Origin of the sequence: Providencia heimbachae ATCC 35613 (assembly GCF_001655055.1) — a bacterium.
GTDB lineage: Bacteria > Pseudomonadota > Gammaproteobacteria > Enterobacterales > Enterobacteriaceae > Providencia > Providencia heimbachae.
In genome coordinates, this window is sequence record NZ_LXEW01000008.1 from 1 (window position 1) to 15,307 (window position 15,307).

A 15,307-nucleotide genomic window follows, 5' to 3' on the forward strand; every position below is an offset into this window, starting at 1 on the left:
AGCAGAGCAAGAAACGAAAAAAACAGCAACTGATTTAGTGTATGTAGCTAGTAACTAGAAATTACCTTTATTTTTAAGGTGGCTAATACATCATTAATTTGTCGCATTATAAATAATCAAGTCATTAATTTGAGGTGTTGTTATGCCAAAAAATATTATTTTATTAGGTGATAAGACGAGTCATGGCGGTACGGTTATTACCGCAACCTCCGATATTATTGTCAATGGTAAAAAAGCAGCCAAAGTTGGTGATACGGTGAGCTGCCCTAAAAAAGGACATGGAGTAAATAAAATTATACAGGGAGCTTCTGACTTTACTTGCAAAGGTATTCCAATCGCCATAGAGGGTTGTAAAACTGAATGTGGTTGTACTTTAATTTCTTCTTCGTCTGATTTTGTAATGGAGTAAAAATGGCTTGGCATAAAAAACCTTCCGGACAAATTGATAAACCAACTCCTCCGCCGTATTTAAAATGGCTATTATTTTTTTTAGCCGCAATGATAGTTTCAACTTATTTATTATTGACGTTGGAACAAAAAGAATTAAAAATAAATAAGCTTTTATCAATATTAATTATTATATCTCCAGTTATTTTGGTTTTAATAACACTATCCACTAAACTATTTATATACATTAAAAATTACCGGCTATATGCTTTTCTTGAAAGGGAAAAACAATATATTGATAATCAATGGTGCCTATGGGGAGAGCGTAGTGTTAGTGTACTTGATAGTTGTTTATTGCTACCTGAAAAAACAACACTCCCATATATACTTAACCATACACAATCACATGTATCCAGCTACAACATAACACAAAAAATTGACTATCTGCCTAATCATCATGGTGCATGTTTTTATTTATTACGTTCCGTGAAAGACATTATTTTAACGCTTCCCCCTTCATTACCCTTGCATATCACATATGTAACAGATAAAAGCAATGATGATATAGCTAAGAAATTTAGAGATTCTTGGGTTAACTTATTAAAAAATAAGCAGTACGCTAATATAAGTATTATCAGTGACTTTAGTTTTAATAACGTTGATAAAATCATATCAAAAAATGATGAAATTATTAATATTATTATATTTGAACAAAATGAGATAAAGAACATTCAGTCTGAGTTAATGGCTATTTTTATATTAACATCAGATGATGTCACGAAAAAATATCAATTATCAAAAAAAATTGATTTAAAAAGACCTATGTCTATTGATGCAAATGATGATATTAAAAATAGCATTAAAATTTTCGGTGAAGTACAAGTTGATTCTATCAATTCGGTATTTTTATTTTCGGCTGGAAAAATAAATGATCAGATACTAGCTGAGCTATACCAGTCGGATAATTGTTTTGGTTATTTATCGCCTCAGAATATGATTGATTTGGAGTTTTTCTCAGGTCCTACAGGGAAATATGCTCCCTGGTTTATCGCTGCTTTAGCTTCACAATATGTCGAACAAAAACGTAAACCCACCGTTATATTATCAACTGAAAACGATGTAACGTTCATAAGTACTATTACACCGGTCATGAAAAATGAAATTTAATACGTTTAAATTGCCCATACGCTTCACTTTATTAAGCCTATTTTGTTTAGTTGCATTTTATCTAATCTGGGAAAATGGTGAATTATTACATTTATATAATAATGAGCAAAAAATTTTGGCGATGGTTGCGCTAGCCTTTGCTGTCGTAATTTTGACTAAAATCTTTGATTATTTTACTCGTCCAAAACAGGCGAGTAATGAACCAGATAAAAAAGATTCTGTTCCGAAAAAAGAAAAACGTATTTCGGGTACGACAAGATCTGATCAAGCTTTACTCATAAAAGAAAACCTGAAATCCCAATACGGTACGTTCTGGCACAACAAAATTACCATCCAGCTTCTCCTTGGCTCTCACTCTGCGGTTGAAAAATTGGCCCCTAACCTCACCCAGGAGCTTTGGCAAGAAAGTAATGGCACCTTATTGATTTTTGGTGGTGATATTTCTGCATCGGTGGATGAGCAGCGGGTGCAAATGCTAAAACAACTGCGTCGCCGTCGACCTGTGGATGCAGTGATTTGGGTTAATGAAAATTCGATTTCACAGCAGCCCCTTGAAAGCACCCTCTCCTTTAATCATCTTAATACTGCAACATCCGATATCGCAGGACGCTATATCCATAATTTATTTAAAGCCTTGGGATGGAAAGCGCCCGTCTGGTTATGGAGCGTCAGCGATACTTCGGTGCTCAGCAGCAATGAAACCCCTTCGGTGTTGTGTTTAACCGAACCCGGTAGCGCCGCAGAAAAATTATCACCGACTTTGTTGAGTCTATTACCCATATTGACGCAGCAAGGTACATTAGCCTTATTACAACAGCCCAAACATACCTATTTGTTGACCTTGGCTCAGTATTTACGAACTGGGGGAAGTCAACAGCTTGCCACCCTATTAGCCCCCCTCGTCTCCGGTTTTCGTGCATTACCGTTTGCAGGCTTGGCCTTTAGTACCGTGCCGGTGACCGCTGGCGTTCGGTTATTACCCCATAGTTGGCAGCCCGATAATCGCTGGCAAAGTTTGTTAACCGCACAATCTGAGTTGTCGGCAGCATTAAAACCCGCTGCGCTAGGCGTCAACACCAAACGTGTTCTGCAATATACCGCAGCAACGGCCATGACCCTTTGGGGAATTGGGATGGTGGTGTCTTATCTTGCTAATCGACAATTAATTAACGATAGCCAGCAAAATGCCCTGATTGCATCAGACAGTAAGCTGACTGATGCGACACGACTTAAAGCACAGTATGACTTTCAGCAAACATTAGGGCAGCTTAATCACCGTGAAGCAACCTATGTGCCGTTATGGATGCAGTTTGGGCTAAGTACCAATGAGGCTTTATTGACTCAGTTATGGCCTGTGTATAGCCAAACTATCCTGCCATTATTGCGCGATACCGTCCGCCAGCAACTGGAAGAACAACTCCAAAAATTTGCGCAACTTCCTCCGGATAGCGATGAGCGCGCTGGCGCATCACAAAATACGTATCAGATATTAAAAGCCTATTTAATGATGAGCACACCTGAACGTATCGAACCTGAGTTTTTTGCCACAACCGTATTAACGGCAATGCCAAAACATGAAGGGTTTATTGATGGCGAGTGGCAAACCTTAGGTAAAGAATTATTGCTGTTCTACGCGAATCAGTTGCCACAACACCCTGACTGGGTTATCCGCCCGAATAAATCACTCATCGCCAGCAGCCGTACCTTGCTTATCCGCCAAATTGGACAACGTAATGGCGAATCAGCGCTATATCAAAAGATCTTACTGCAAGCTAAACATAACTACGCCGATATGACATTGGATGAAATGGTAGCGGAAACCGATGCGAGCTTCTTATTTACCACGCAAGAGTTCATCCCCGGCATATTTACGCGCAAAGCATGGGAAGAATCGGTTGAACCTGCCATTAAACGTGCAACGGAAGAACGTCGCGAAGAAATAGACTGGGTATTAAGTGATAACCAGCACCAAATTGACAGTGACATTTCCCCCGAGCAACTGAAACAGCGTTTAACCGACCGCTATTTTGCTGATTTTGCCGGAAGCTGGCTTAACTTTATGAATAGCTTGCAATGGCGCCATACTGAGAATTTATCAGACACTATCGATCAGTTAACCTTAATGAGTGATATCAATGCAATCACCGGTGATTGCATTGATGAATACATTATCTTATCAAGGTAAAACAGGCCGCCAGCAACAAAAGCTGTCAGATTCATTTATGAGCTCCGCCAAGGATTTACTTAACAAAGAGCAACAGCCGATTATCAGCCAAAAAGCGGAATATTCAGGCCCTCTAGAAGATGTTTTTGGACCCATATTAAACTTTACGGATCCCCAAGCAACGAGTAACAATAGTGATAATTTAAGTCTACAAGCCTATCTGACTCGGGTAACGCGTGTTCGCTTGAAGTTGCAACAGGTGGTCAATGCCCCTGATCCTCAAGCCATGTCACAAGCGCTAGCGCAAAGTATTTTTGAGGGAAAAACAGTCGACCTATCTGAAACCCGAGATTATGGCAGTCTGATCGCGGCAAGTCTTGGACAAGAATGGAACAGTTTTGGCGAGACATTGCTGGTTCAACCGATGACGCAAGCATGGCAACAACTGTTAATGCCGACCTCTCAAGGCATTAACAGTGAATGGCAAAGTGCCATTGTCAATGATTGGAATACGGCCTTTGGCGGGCGTTACCCCCTAAAAAATACCCAGAGTGAAATCTCTCTGCCTTTAATGGCGCAATATTTGCGACCGGATAATGGGCGAATTCAACGCTTTCTCGAAACACGTTTAAAAGGTGTTTTACGTAAAGAAGGCAATCACTGGGTGCCAAATAGTACGCATTCACAAGGGTTAAGATTTAACCCAGAATTCCTAAAAGCTCTCGATACATTAAGTTACCTTGGTGATGTCGCCTTTGCCAATGGCGAAGCACGTTTGTATTTTGAAATGCGTCCGGGAACCGGAAAAAGCATCATGCAGACAACCTTAGTGATTGATAAGCAAACCCTCACCTATGATAACCAACAACCTCAATGGCAGCGATTTGCTTGGCCTGCCGATACCATTGCATCTGGCGCATCATTAAGTTGGATGACCACCAGCACGGGTACCCGTTTATACGGTGATTATCGTGGCGTATGGGGCATTATTCGCTTACTAGAAACCGCCACGGTGACGCCTTATGCAGGAAGTACAAGCAGCTATTCCATTGACTGGAAAACGCTCGGCGGTCATTCACTGGCCTATACCCTACGCACTGAAATGGGTGATGGCCCATTAGCGTTATTGAAATTACGCGATTTTGTGTTACCTGAAAAAATCTTTTTAGATTAGTCATCCCTTTGTTATTTATTTTTCAATTCAATATTCGGCCGTAATAGGACTGACCTTTTATGAATGTACTGAGCTCACTGCGTGCGACCTGTTTTCCTGACAATCCGGAAGCAGCTAAACAGCTAGCCGAGCAACAAATTATTTTATGGGAACGCTGGTTATTACCGATCACACCTGATCTCCCTGTTGGAGAGGATCCGGGTTATGACGATGATTTCGAACGAATGCGTGAGGAAGTCAATAAACTCTCCGGTGCGGACACCGATTTAATTTGTTCACTCGCCGAAAAATTATTGACCACGGTATGCAAAGATGTGCGCATCGTGACCTACTATATTTGGGCGCGATTACATAAAGAAGGTGAAACTGGGTTTGCCGATGCGCTAGCCTTGTTAGTGGGGTTATTAAGTCGATACCATGAAAACTTACTCCCGACTCGCCCAAATAGCCGAAAAGCTGCTTTAGAGTGGCTTGCTGGTGCAAGAGTTCTCGGCAGTTTATCACTCTATCCCGAGGTCGACAGAAACGAATTTTCACGAATTATTGCCTTACTCGGAGCCATCGCCGATGAATTTCAATCATGGCCAGAAGCTAGTCGACCTACATTGTCCCCATTGGTTCGCGCATTAGAAAAACGCCTTGCTCAGTCCGGTGGCGCAGACAGTCTCGTTCCACAAAACATTCGCACTTCTGATAATACGCGCATCGGCAATACGAATTCTTCCGCAGCGTCCAGTTCTTTAGCGCCAATACAATCCGGTCGTGAATTATTAGACCAAGCCAAAGTCCTTGCTGGTTACTTACGCAATCAACCTAATGGCTGGCTTGCTGGACATCGATTAATGAAATCAGTCCGTTGGGATACCGTTCATCAATCTCCCCCACAGAATCAACAAGGCTGTACTCGGCTTACACCGCCGCGTTCAGAAGCAAAAGCACAACTTAAGCGCTTGTATTTACAGCAAAGCTGGGGGGAACTCACCGAACAAGCCGATAAACTGTTTGCTGAAGGGGTGAACCATTTTTGGTTGGATGTGCAGTGGTACCTTTATCAAGCTTTAAGCAAATCATCCGCACCATGGGATGGCTGGGCAAATGTGATTATTTCTGATTTAAAACAGCTTTTATTGCGTCTGCCGGGTTTGGAAACGCTTGCATGGGAAGATGGCACACCTTTTGCTGATGACGTCACCTTAAGTTGGATCAAACAGCAAGTACTTGAAGATCAAAATAACCCATTGCATGGCATTCCATCACACCATTTACCACAGGCTGATGAAGATTCAGTGCTGGCGCTTGAGCAAGAAGCGCTAATTCAAGCCGACAGTGAAGGCATCGAAGCCGCATTGACTTGGTTAAGTCGTCACCCAGATATTCGGAGTCCAAGGCAGAAATGGCTGCTTAATTTAGTGATGGCGCGGGTCTCTGAACAATTTTCCCGCCATGATCTCGCATTAAACCTCTTACGTGAGCTTGATGGGCTCGCCGCACAGATGCCGTTATCCGATTGGGAACCGCACTATATTTTTGAAATCAAAGCGCGCCAATTGCAATTACTACGAACTAAAACGCAACGTAATACCGCAGACAAACTGGGGTTGCAGCAGCAAATGGACGGTTTGTTAGCCGAATTAACCCGTCTTGACCCGGTTCGCGCTATCGTTTTGTACAGCTAAATTTAAAATAAAGAGAGTGAATGAATGGATGATTTAACACTCCGCTACTTTGATGCGGAGATGCGCTACTTACGTGAAGCCGCAAAAGAATTTGCGCAAGCGCACCCTGATAGAGCTGCAATGCTCGATTTAGACAAAGCGGGGATCCCTGATCCCTTTGTCGAGCGTTTATTTGAAGGATTTGCCTTTTCGATGGGGCAACTTCGCCAAAAAATTGATGATGACCTACCCGAATTAACTGAAGGTTTAGTCAGTTTACTGTGGCCCCATTATCTGCAAACGATCCCCTCGTTATCGATTGTCGAATTATCGCCAGACATCGATAAAATGAAAATCACCGATAATTTACCTCAGCACTTTGAAATTTTATCTCGCCCAATTGGTCCGAAAAAAACCGTTTGCCGTTATCGGACTACCCGTGATTTGCCCTTAAACCCGTTTACGCTATCAAATGTGACACTAACAACCGAGCCAGATGGGCGTTCGCTGATCCGAATTAAATTTACGTGCAGTGAGATGATTGATTGGACACAAACGCAGTTGAGTGATTTATCACTTTACTTAGCGGGTGATATTCCCACCACCAATGCCCTACATCTTGCATTAACAAAGCAAGTCTCTGCCACCTACTTAAAATTACCGGCAGCGCCTGACAGGATCCCCCTTCCACTCTATTTTTCGCCCGGGGGGTTCAGTGAAAATGACCAATTATGGCCCAAAAGTGACACCACATTTAGCGGCTATCAATTGCTATTAGAGTATTTTTCATTTCGAGAAAAATTTCTCTTCGTCAATCTCAAAGGACTGGGAGATATTCACTTTCCTGAGCACACTAACCAGTTTGAATTAGAGATTGTTTTAAACACGCTATGGGATAATGACCTTACGCTTAATAGTGATAACATCCGACTCCATTGTGTGCCGGTCATTAACCTATTTAATGTGGAAGCTGACCCATTAACGGTGAATGGATTAGAAAGTGAATACTTATTACGTTCCCGTCGTATTCAAGATGGCCATACCGAAGTCTATTCCGTTGATAATGTCCATGGCTCAAGGCGTGATGAAAAAGTTAATTATGTGCCCTTCACCAGCTTTCGTCATCGCGGCGGAATGTTACGCCGTAACGCACCTGAAAACTATTACCATACTCGAGTGAAACGCGGCGTCACCGGCTTACACGATACTTGGCTTATTTTGGGTGGTGAAAGCCGCAATAACGGCGCCTCGTTGGAAAGTGAAACCCTTTCCCTTCAGTTGACTGGAACCAATGGGCAACTTCCTCGGAAAGCGTTGCAAAGTACCTTACTCGATAGAACCGAGCAAACCTTACAAGTCCCCCTTAAAGTTCGCAATCTGTGTAAACCGACATTACCCACTTACCCTCCCGCAGAAGATCGCTTTCATTGGCGAGTTTTAAGCCATTTAGGTTCAAGCTTCCTGAATATGATGGATAACGCCGAGGTATTGCGGGGAACGCTAGCCCTTTATGATTGGCGGGATGATGATATGAACAGCCGCAAACTCGAGGCGATTATTCAGGTAGAACATCATTTAATTGAACGTTTCGAAAAAGGCTTCTTGCAACGTGGAATCGATATCGACGTGACCCTAGATAGTAACGGATTCAACGGCGAGGGTGATATTCATTTATTTGGCGAAATGCTCAACCGCTTCTTTGGTTTATATACCGATGTTCACCTTTTTAACCAATTAACCCTCACGATATTACCGACAGGAAAACAACTGCAATGGACAGAAAATCACAGTCCTCAGCTACCGCGGTAATTGAGGCATTGGGTGATAAAATTTCCTATGTGAATTTTTATCGCTTCTGCCAATTACTGGAAAATAAACAACCCCACAATATCCCATTAGGTAGTTCGCAAGATCCCAAAACGGATCCGATCCGTTTTCGTCCACACCGTGGAATGGGGTTTCCTACAACGGAAATTAATGGGCTTGATCAGGATGACCGCTATCGCCCATCCGATGTCCCCAGTGTAAGAACCACTTTTCTCGGTTTATATGGTATTACCTCACCACTGCCAACTTCATACCTCGATGATATTGCGCAACGGCGAGATGGTATTGATTCACTGACAGACTTTTTAGATATTTTTAATCATCGGCTAACAACGCAGTTTTATCGCATTTGGCGTAAATACTCCTACCCAGCGACCTTTGCCGCTGGCGGAGAAGATGAGACATCCCAATATTTATATGGATTAATTGGTTTGGGGATCCCCGGTTGTGCGAACCATGTGCAAACGCCACTCTCCCGTTTTTTAGCGCTATTGGGCACAATGCGTTTACCGACTCGGACGGCAGAAGGTATTATCGCACTCATTACCTTATTAGCGCCGAATACTTCAGTACAGGTTATTCCTCATGACCCAAGGCGTATCGAATTAGACAAACCCACCATTTTGTCAGTTCAGCACCCTATCACGCTAAAAAATAAGCCGGTATTGGGGACATATGCCACAGACGTCAATAGCCAAGTACTGATCAAGCTACAAACAACCGACCTGTCAGAAGCGCGTGAATGGCAAAGTGATGGGCAAATCTATCAAGACCTAATGGCGCTGTTGCATGTCTATTTAGGCTCTAGAGTTAATGCCCGATTAACCTTAACTTTACCCCGCAATTTATTGCCAGATGCGAGCTTAAATTCTAAATCTTATCAAGGCGTCCAACTGGGACGTACCGCCGTAATGCGGCCACATGGCAATGCAAAAGCCTTCTTTGATACTGAAATTACCATTGGCCTAGGCCATTACCTACGCCTGAAGCCCAATTTTCAACGCCAACAAAGTGATGAATATGCTAACTATCGATTCTAAAAAAAATCATTCCTCGGTTAAACCATTTACTCGCGGTATTCAATCCACGCGTCATGCTTTTTTATTGATGGCAGTGTTAGGTTTAACGGGTTGCGGATTAACGCAAACTATTGGTGACGGCACAAGCAACATCGCTAAATCTATTTTTTATAAGCAAATTAAAGTGGTGCATTTAGATTTTGTGGCGCGAGATGCCTTAAATACCAATGACAACGGGGTATCACTGTCAACGATCATTCGTGTTTACCAATTGAAAAATGCGGATAACTTCAACGACACAGATTACCCATCGTTATTTGCTGAGGATAGCGAAGTGCTGAAATCATCACTACTGGCGCAAAAAGACCTACGTATCCGCCCGGGTGAATCGATTTCACTCGATATGCCAATGGAAGAAGGTGCCGAATTTGTCGCCATTGCAGTTATGTTTCATGATCCTGATTTAATCACGGATGATTGGCGAGTGGTTATCCCTAAAAAACGTTTACTGCCTGATGATCCGCGCCGTCTTGTGCTATCAGAACACACAATGACGCTGAATCCGTTAGGGGATTATAAGTTATGAGCCAGCCATCCTTATATGAGATGTTAACCGGTTATTTCGCCGGTGGCTTACCCATCGAAACGATTGATGAGGAAGAACAACTCATTCTTTCGGTGATGGATAATATACGACGTATTTTAAATTCACGAGCAGGTACAATTGACCATTTGCCGGATTATGGGCTACCTGACATGAGTAAAATGATCCAAGGATTACCCGGTACCGCCCATAATATGATGAACATATTATCGAATACTTTGTTGAAGTATGAGCCACGCATTAAGTCCCTCTCCCTTGTGCTATTACCACAGAACGAATTTGGTACTCTACGTTATTCCTTGGATGTTGAATTACACGAACGTGGGCTTATACGCTATGGCACTGAGTTTGTGCCCGATGGACGCATTCTTTTGCATCATCTAAAAAAACAATTTGATCTATCCTAAATCGCCTTATAGGCCGACTATTTTATTTTTGAGGCTGGTATGAATTCTGACTTAAATACGCTACGTCCCGGTGGCGACCCTCGCACACTCAGTGATTTTTCCGCATTAAAAGAAGAACTAAACAAACGTTTTCACCCTGCCCGTCCTGATGTTGATTGGGCGAGAGCCCATGGGCTTTGTTTATCATTATTTAACCAAAATGGGGCAGATTTACAAACCGCGGCATGGTTTACACTGATTCGTCAACATCAAGCCGGTATTGATGGGTTGAATGAAGGGTTATCAATCATACAAATTCTACTCAGTCAGCATTGGCAAGCTATCTGGCCACAGCAAACTCATGCTCGAGTTGAAATTTTATCCGTGCTTAGCCAGCAATTAATTGCCGGATTGCGTAGTATTCACCCTATTTACGCTGATTTACCTGCGTTATATCAAGCTGAATCAACGCTGAGTAAAATTGGTCAGCAACTGCAATCATTAGAACTAAAACACTTAACGCAACTCGAACGCTTACAAGATTTACTCACCACCCAAGCAAGGCAACTTGAAAGTACGGATATGCCTGACAGCGGGTTTGTGCCATCAACGCCACTGAAAATGCCACCTTCTTCTCCCTCTAGCTTCCATGTACGCACGGCTGCAACGCCAATATCAATCAAAGCGAACGCGACATTAACAACAAATTCCCCGCAACCCACTGCCGCGGACATAGCAAAAAAACAATATCGTCGAGGATTAGGGATCGGCATATTGGCCGGACTGGTTACAGCGAGTGTTTTAGGAACCGGAATACTCTATGGGTTATCACCTGATTTTATTGCCCAAATCAAAGCATCAAAAAGTATTGAACATGTTTTACCTAAGTTGCCTGATTTTAACGTCAATACTGAATCTATTTTGAAATCTCAATTAGTCGATAAAGCAAATCCAGAGCTAGTATCAACCCAACATCTTGCTTCAATCGATGGCTATCTTGGTGAATTAGAATCACTCTCTCCGATTTGGTCACAAGAGTATGCCTTTGATATGGTGAGTTTTCTTAAAAAACAATTCAATAATAATTCTGATATCAATAAATTAAATGAACAATGGCAGCAAAATATTCAGGTTAACGCCTTGCCCGAAGATCGCTTAAATCAATGGTCTGAAGGTATGGCTAAGTTAAATGCATTGAGCCTGCGATTGGATAGCCTTGATGGTAAGCCTCGCAGTTATATGACCGGTTCGGAATTAAAAACGATCATATTCAATGCACGGGAAAACTTTAATCGAAGTATTCCTCTGGAAGAAGAGTTACGACAATTAGAAGCATTACAGAAAAAAGGCACTGTCGCCGAATCCGAGTACCAACGGATTGATACGCATTTTAAGCAATTGCTTAACCGTTACACGCTTATTTTGCATGAGAAATAATTATCTCAATAACAAGGTTATTTAATATGAAGGGTTTTGTCTTATTTTTATTTATTTTATTTTCCCCTTTTCCATTTTTTGCATCACAAAATAGCGTGAAACAATCTGATATTGAACAATGGACTGAACTTGCTACAAATAAAAATTCGGCTCAAGCACAATATGCTTTAGGTATTTCATATTTCTATGGCGATGGTGTTGAAAAAAATAATACTAAAGCCATTGAGTGGCTTGAAAAGTCAGCGAAGCAAGGTGATGTTGACGCTCAATCTTTTTTAGGCGCTATTTATTATTGGGGCACTAGCTCAATACCTATAGATTATACTAAGGCTTTATTGTGGAATGAAAAAGCTGCAAATAATAATCATGTTAATGGTCAATTCTATTTAGGATTAATGTATGGCAAAGGGCTTGCGGTAAAACAAAATCATGAAAAAGCACTCTATTGGCTCACTAAAGCGACTGAAAATGAGTACAACTCCGATGCAGCTAAATACTATTTAGGTTTGATGTATGCTAATGGCTACGGTGTTCCTAAAGACTATGTAAAAGCAAGAGCCCTATTTAAAAGCATGTACAGTGATATACAAGGCCTTTATGTCTTAGCGCTTATGAATATTGAAGGAATTGGAGGAGAACAAAATTATGAAGAAGCACGGAGATTGCTAGAGCAAGTAGCTGTAAGTGAGGAGCGTGAAATCATAGTTCCAAAATCACTTATTTATTTGATTCTATTAATGGAAACAAAAAAAATACAACCTAAATTATTTAGTAATTCAGTTATTTACGCATATGTATTATTAAATTATGCATTAAAACCTTATCCATCAATACAAGAGAGAGTAAATAATATCATTATTGGTGATTAATTAGCCCCTCTTATCTTCTTTAACAACGGCTCTTTTAAACGCATCATTACGTGTCATCATGCCAATTTAGGCGTATAATAATTCGCATTACAACCTGAATTGACAACACAATTTTTATTATGGAATTAATCCCATCGTCTCAAAATATCCGCCAACTTCTTGCTTCCGATACACCTTTAATCGATGTTCGAGCACCTATTGAATTTCATCAGGGTTCAATGCCTGCTGCTTATAATTTTCCATTAATGAATGATGATGAACGGGCTGCGGTGGGAACCTGCTATAAAAAATATGGTTCAGAAAAAGCACTGGCACTCGGCCATCAACTGGTTAATGGCGATGTGCGAGCAGATCGTTTAGCGGCTTGGATGGAAGCATGTAAACATTTCTCCAATGGATATATTTGCTGCGCTCGTGGTGGAATGCGTTCACACATTGTTCAACAATGGCTAAAAGAAGCTGGTATTGATTATCCTCTGATAACTGGGGGTTACAAAGCCTTGCGTCAAGCAACAATAGATGCAATGAATGAACTTACTCAACGACCCATTGTGCTCATCGGCGGCTGTACAGGCAGCGGAAAAACGACATTAGTGGGTGAATTAGCCGATGGCATCGATCTTGAAGGTCTTGCTCACCATCGTGGCTCATCGTTTGGTCGAACACTACAACCTCAGTTCTCACAAGCGACATTTGAAAATCATCTCACCGTTTCCATGTTAAAAAAAGCGAGCCAATGCACTCGCTGGGTATTAGAAGATGAAGGCCGTGCTATCGGTATTAATAGCTTGCCTGAGTCATTGCGGAATCAGATGGAAGACGCTGACATTGTTGTTGTTGAAGATCCTTTTGAACTCAGAATTGAGCGATTAAAAGAAGAGTACTTTGACCGAATGACCCATGATTTTTTAAATGCTTATGGGGAAGAAAAAGGTTGGATTGAGTATAGCGAATATCTCCATCATGGTTTGCATGCCATTCGTAAACGTTTAGGATCTCAGCGGGCAATCGAGCTGACAAATTTACTGGATAATGCCCTTAATGTACAAAAAATCAGCGGTAATACCGAGGTTCATTTTGATTGGTTACGTCCGTTACTTCATGAATATTATGACCCGATGTATCGTTATCAATTGAGTAAAAAACAGGAGCGAATTGTCTTTAGTGGAACCTATGACGCTGTTTTGCAATGGCTACAAAGATAACTATTAATCACGTTACCCCACCAATATTTATCCTCTATAAGACCTTATCATCACCTCACTTATAGAGGATACCCCGACCTAAATTACCAAGAATTCAATACGTACAGTTATCTACTTATTTTACGCCACTTATTTTTCGATAAAAATTAATGAGATCTGTATTTGATTTCTTAACGTTACTTTCCCATTGCTGCTTAACCTTTGTTAGTATCATATTGTTTTGCAAGCACATAAAATTATAAACTTAATTTTAAAAGGAAAATAACTATGCGTAAGCCTTTTACAAATCACATCCAGGTAAAAACAATTGCTGCCATTGCGGTCGGATTAGCACTCTCATTTCAAAGCTTAGCAGCACCAACAATTACCCCTCCGCAGGCTAACTATTCAGACTACGTTAGCCAACGTCAAACGGTCGACCTTCTCGTAAATGAAGCACTTCAAGCGTTTAAAAATCCTTCACGGGTTTCTGATGCTGGCTTTACCGGCAAATTGCCGTCTAATCTTGAAATTGTTGCTCAAAAACTACTTCAAGCCCACAAACTTGAGCCCTATCGTGTCGATTTATTATTTAGCGCCGCTAGCGCTTATATTTACAATAATAACGTTGATAAGGCACTGGAAATCTATCGTGATATTCTTGAAGTTGCGCCCGATGACATTGATGCCTTAATTTATTTATCAGCATGGTCACGTTTTGCGGGCAAAACGCAAGACAGTGAAAAATACCTCGCACAATTAAATGAATTAAACGTAAATAAAGCACAAGAGCTCAGCGAGTTTTATAAGGTTATTGACCGCGTTACCACAATGCCAATCACCGATAACCTTTCACCTGAGTTACAAAAAAAATTACGCGAAAGTCAGGAAGGAACGGCAATTGTGACATTAGGTTACGCCCTTAACCCAGATGGAAGCATGCATGATATCTTAATCAAACGGCTTGAAAAAACGTTACAAATTGCCAATGAGTTACCTAGTGCAATTATCTTAGTCACTGGCGGTGTGCCTCAGAATAATAAAACTGAAGGTAAACTAATGGCTGATTGGTTAATCAAACAAGGTGTTGATAAAACACGTATTTACCAAGATAATTACGCAAGAACTACCGTAGAAAACGCCTTATACAGCCGCTATGCGCTGGCTAAGCATCGCATCAAAGATACGGTATTAATTAGCTCCGGCAGTCATATCCGTCGTGCGGATGCCATATTTACCTTAGCAAGCTGGGAGACTGGCCCTCGTAATATTCAATTTTACGGCATAGTTGCATTAGATAAGCCATTAGAAGAATTGCAAAAAGTGAATCAAAAAGATATTCAAGGCATTTATCGCGACGGCTTGAAGGCGCTTGGTTTATGGAGTTTCCGCAGTTATCCACTTGAAGAACGTTAATTTTTTATTTAAAAAAAC

11 protein-coding genes and 1 pseudogene are annotated in these 15,307 nt (G+C 41.4%); all 12 read left to right on the plus strand.

Going from position 1 to position 15,307, the window contains the following annotated elements:
* Window positions 1-142 precede the first annotated feature (142 nt).
* Window positions 143-409, plus strand: a complete 267-nt coding sequence (locus M998_RS01230; protein WP_068907179.1) for a PAAR domain-containing protein — start codon at window positions 143-145, stop codon at window positions 407-409.
* A 2-nt stretch (window positions 410-411) separates the two neighbouring features.
* Window positions 412-1,554, plus strand: a complete 1,143-nt coding sequence (locus M998_RS01235; protein ID WP_068907180.1) for a KPHS_23130 family T6SS system protein — start codon at window positions 412-414, stop codon at window positions 1,552-1,554.
* Window positions 1,544-4,892 (plus strand): annotated as a pseudogene (locus M998_RS01240) (ImcF-related family protein). The gene M998_RS01235 and the pseudogene M998_RS01240 overlap by 11 nt, the downstream one beginning before the upstream one ends.
* Before the next feature lie 59 nt (window positions 4,893-4,951).
* Window positions 4,952-6,568, plus strand: a complete 1,617-nt coding sequence (gene tssA, locus M998_RS01245; RefSeq protein WP_068907181.1) for a type VI secretion system protein TssA — start codon at window positions 4,952-4,954, stop codon at window positions 6,566-6,568.
* 24 nt (window positions 6,569-6,592) lie between these two features.
* On the plus strand, window positions 6,593-8,356 hold the full coding sequence (gene tssF / locus M998_RS01250) for a type VI secretion system baseplate subunit TssF (protein ID WP_068907182.1): 1,764 nt from the start codon (window positions 6,593-6,595) through the stop codon (window positions 8,354-8,356).
* Complete coding sequence (tssG, locus tag M998_RS01255) at window positions 8,320-9,414, plus strand: type VI secretion system baseplate subunit TssG (RefSeq protein ID WP_068907183.1); 1,095 nt, start codon at window positions 8,320-8,322, stop codon at window positions 9,412-9,414. Before tssF ends, tssG begins: the two co-directional genes overlap by 37 nt.
* On the plus strand, window positions 9,395-9,979 hold the full coding sequence (gene tssJ, locus M998_RS01260) for a type VI secretion system lipoprotein TssJ (protein ID WP_073890182.1): 585 nt from the start codon (window positions 9,395-9,397) through the stop codon (window positions 9,977-9,979). The genes tssG and tssJ overlap by 20 nt, the downstream gene beginning before the upstream one ends.
* A complete protein-coding gene (gene tssE, locus M998_RS01265) occupies window positions 9,976-10,404 on the plus strand; it encodes a type VI secretion system baseplate subunit TssE (RefSeq protein WP_068443911.1) in 429 nt (142 codons plus the stop codon). Before tssJ ends, tssE begins: the two co-directional genes overlap by 4 nt.
* Before the next feature lie 39 nt (window positions 10,405-10,443).
* Window positions 10,444-11,820, plus strand: a complete 1,377-nt coding sequence (locus M998_RS01270) for a VasL domain-containing protein (RefSeq protein WP_068907184.1) — start codon at window positions 10,444-10,446, stop codon at window positions 11,818-11,820.
* A 26-nt stretch (window positions 11,821-11,846) separates the two neighbouring features.
* The gene (locus M998_RS01275; RefSeq protein ID WP_068443905.1) at window positions 11,847-12,689 is read left to right on the plus strand and encodes a tetratricopeptide repeat protein; all 843 of its coding nucleotides are present in this window, start codon (window positions 11,847-11,849) and stop codon (window positions 12,687-12,689) included.
* Between the two features lie 119 nt (window positions 12,690-12,808).
* A complete protein-coding gene (mnmH, locus tag M998_RS01280) occupies window positions 12,809-13,894 on the plus strand; it encodes a tRNA 2-selenouridine(34) synthase MnmH (RefSeq protein ID WP_068907185.1) in 1,086 nt (361 codons plus the stop codon).
* Between the two features lie 267 nt (window positions 13,895-14,161).
* Window positions 14,162-15,289, plus strand: coding sequence for an ElyC/SanA/YdcF family protein (locus M998_RS01285; RefSeq protein WP_068907186.1), 1,128 nt, complete (start codon window positions 14,162-14,164; stop codon window positions 15,287-15,289).
* The last annotated feature ends 18 nt before the right edge of the window (window positions 15,290-15,307 follow it).

Coding starts and splice junctions, on each gene's coding strand:
- M998_RS01230 (WP_068907179.1), top strand. CDS start 143: ATGCCAAAAAATATTATTTTATTAGGTGATAAGACGAGTCATGGCGGT.
- M998_RS01235 (WP_068907180.1), top strand. CDS start 412: ATGGCTTGGCATAAAAAACCTTCCGGACAAATTGATAAACCAACTCCT.
- tssA (WP_068907181.1), top strand. CDS start 4,952: ATGAATGTACTGAGCTCACTGCGTGCGACCTGTTTTCCTGACAATCCG.
- tssF (WP_068907182.1), top strand. CDS start 6,593: ATGGATGATTTAACACTCCGCTACTTTGATGCGGAGATGCGCTACTTA.
- tssG (WP_068907183.1), top strand. CDS start 8,320: ATGGACAGAAAATCACAGTCCTCAGCTACCGCGGTAATTGAGGCATTG.
- tssJ (WP_073890182.1), top strand. CDS start 9,395: ATGCTAACTATCGATTCTAAAAAAAATCATTCCTCGGTTAAACCATTT.
- tssE (WP_068443911.1), top strand. CDS start 9,976: ATGAGCCAGCCATCCTTATATGAGATGTTAACCGGTTATTTCGCCGGT.
- M998_RS01270 (WP_068907184.1), top strand. CDS start 10,444: ATGAATTCTGACTTAAATACGCTACGTCCCGGTGGCGACCCTCGCACA.
- M998_RS01275 (WP_068443905.1), top strand. CDS start 11,847: ATGAAGGGTTTTGTCTTATTTTTATTTATTTTATTTTCCCCTTTTCCA.
- mnmH (WP_068907185.1), top strand. CDS start 12,809: ATGGAATTAATCCCATCGTCTCAAAATATCCGCCAACTTCTTGCTTCC.
- M998_RS01285 (WP_068907186.1), top strand. CDS start 14,162: ATGCGTAAGCCTTTTACAAATCACATCCAGGTAAAAACAATTGCTGCC.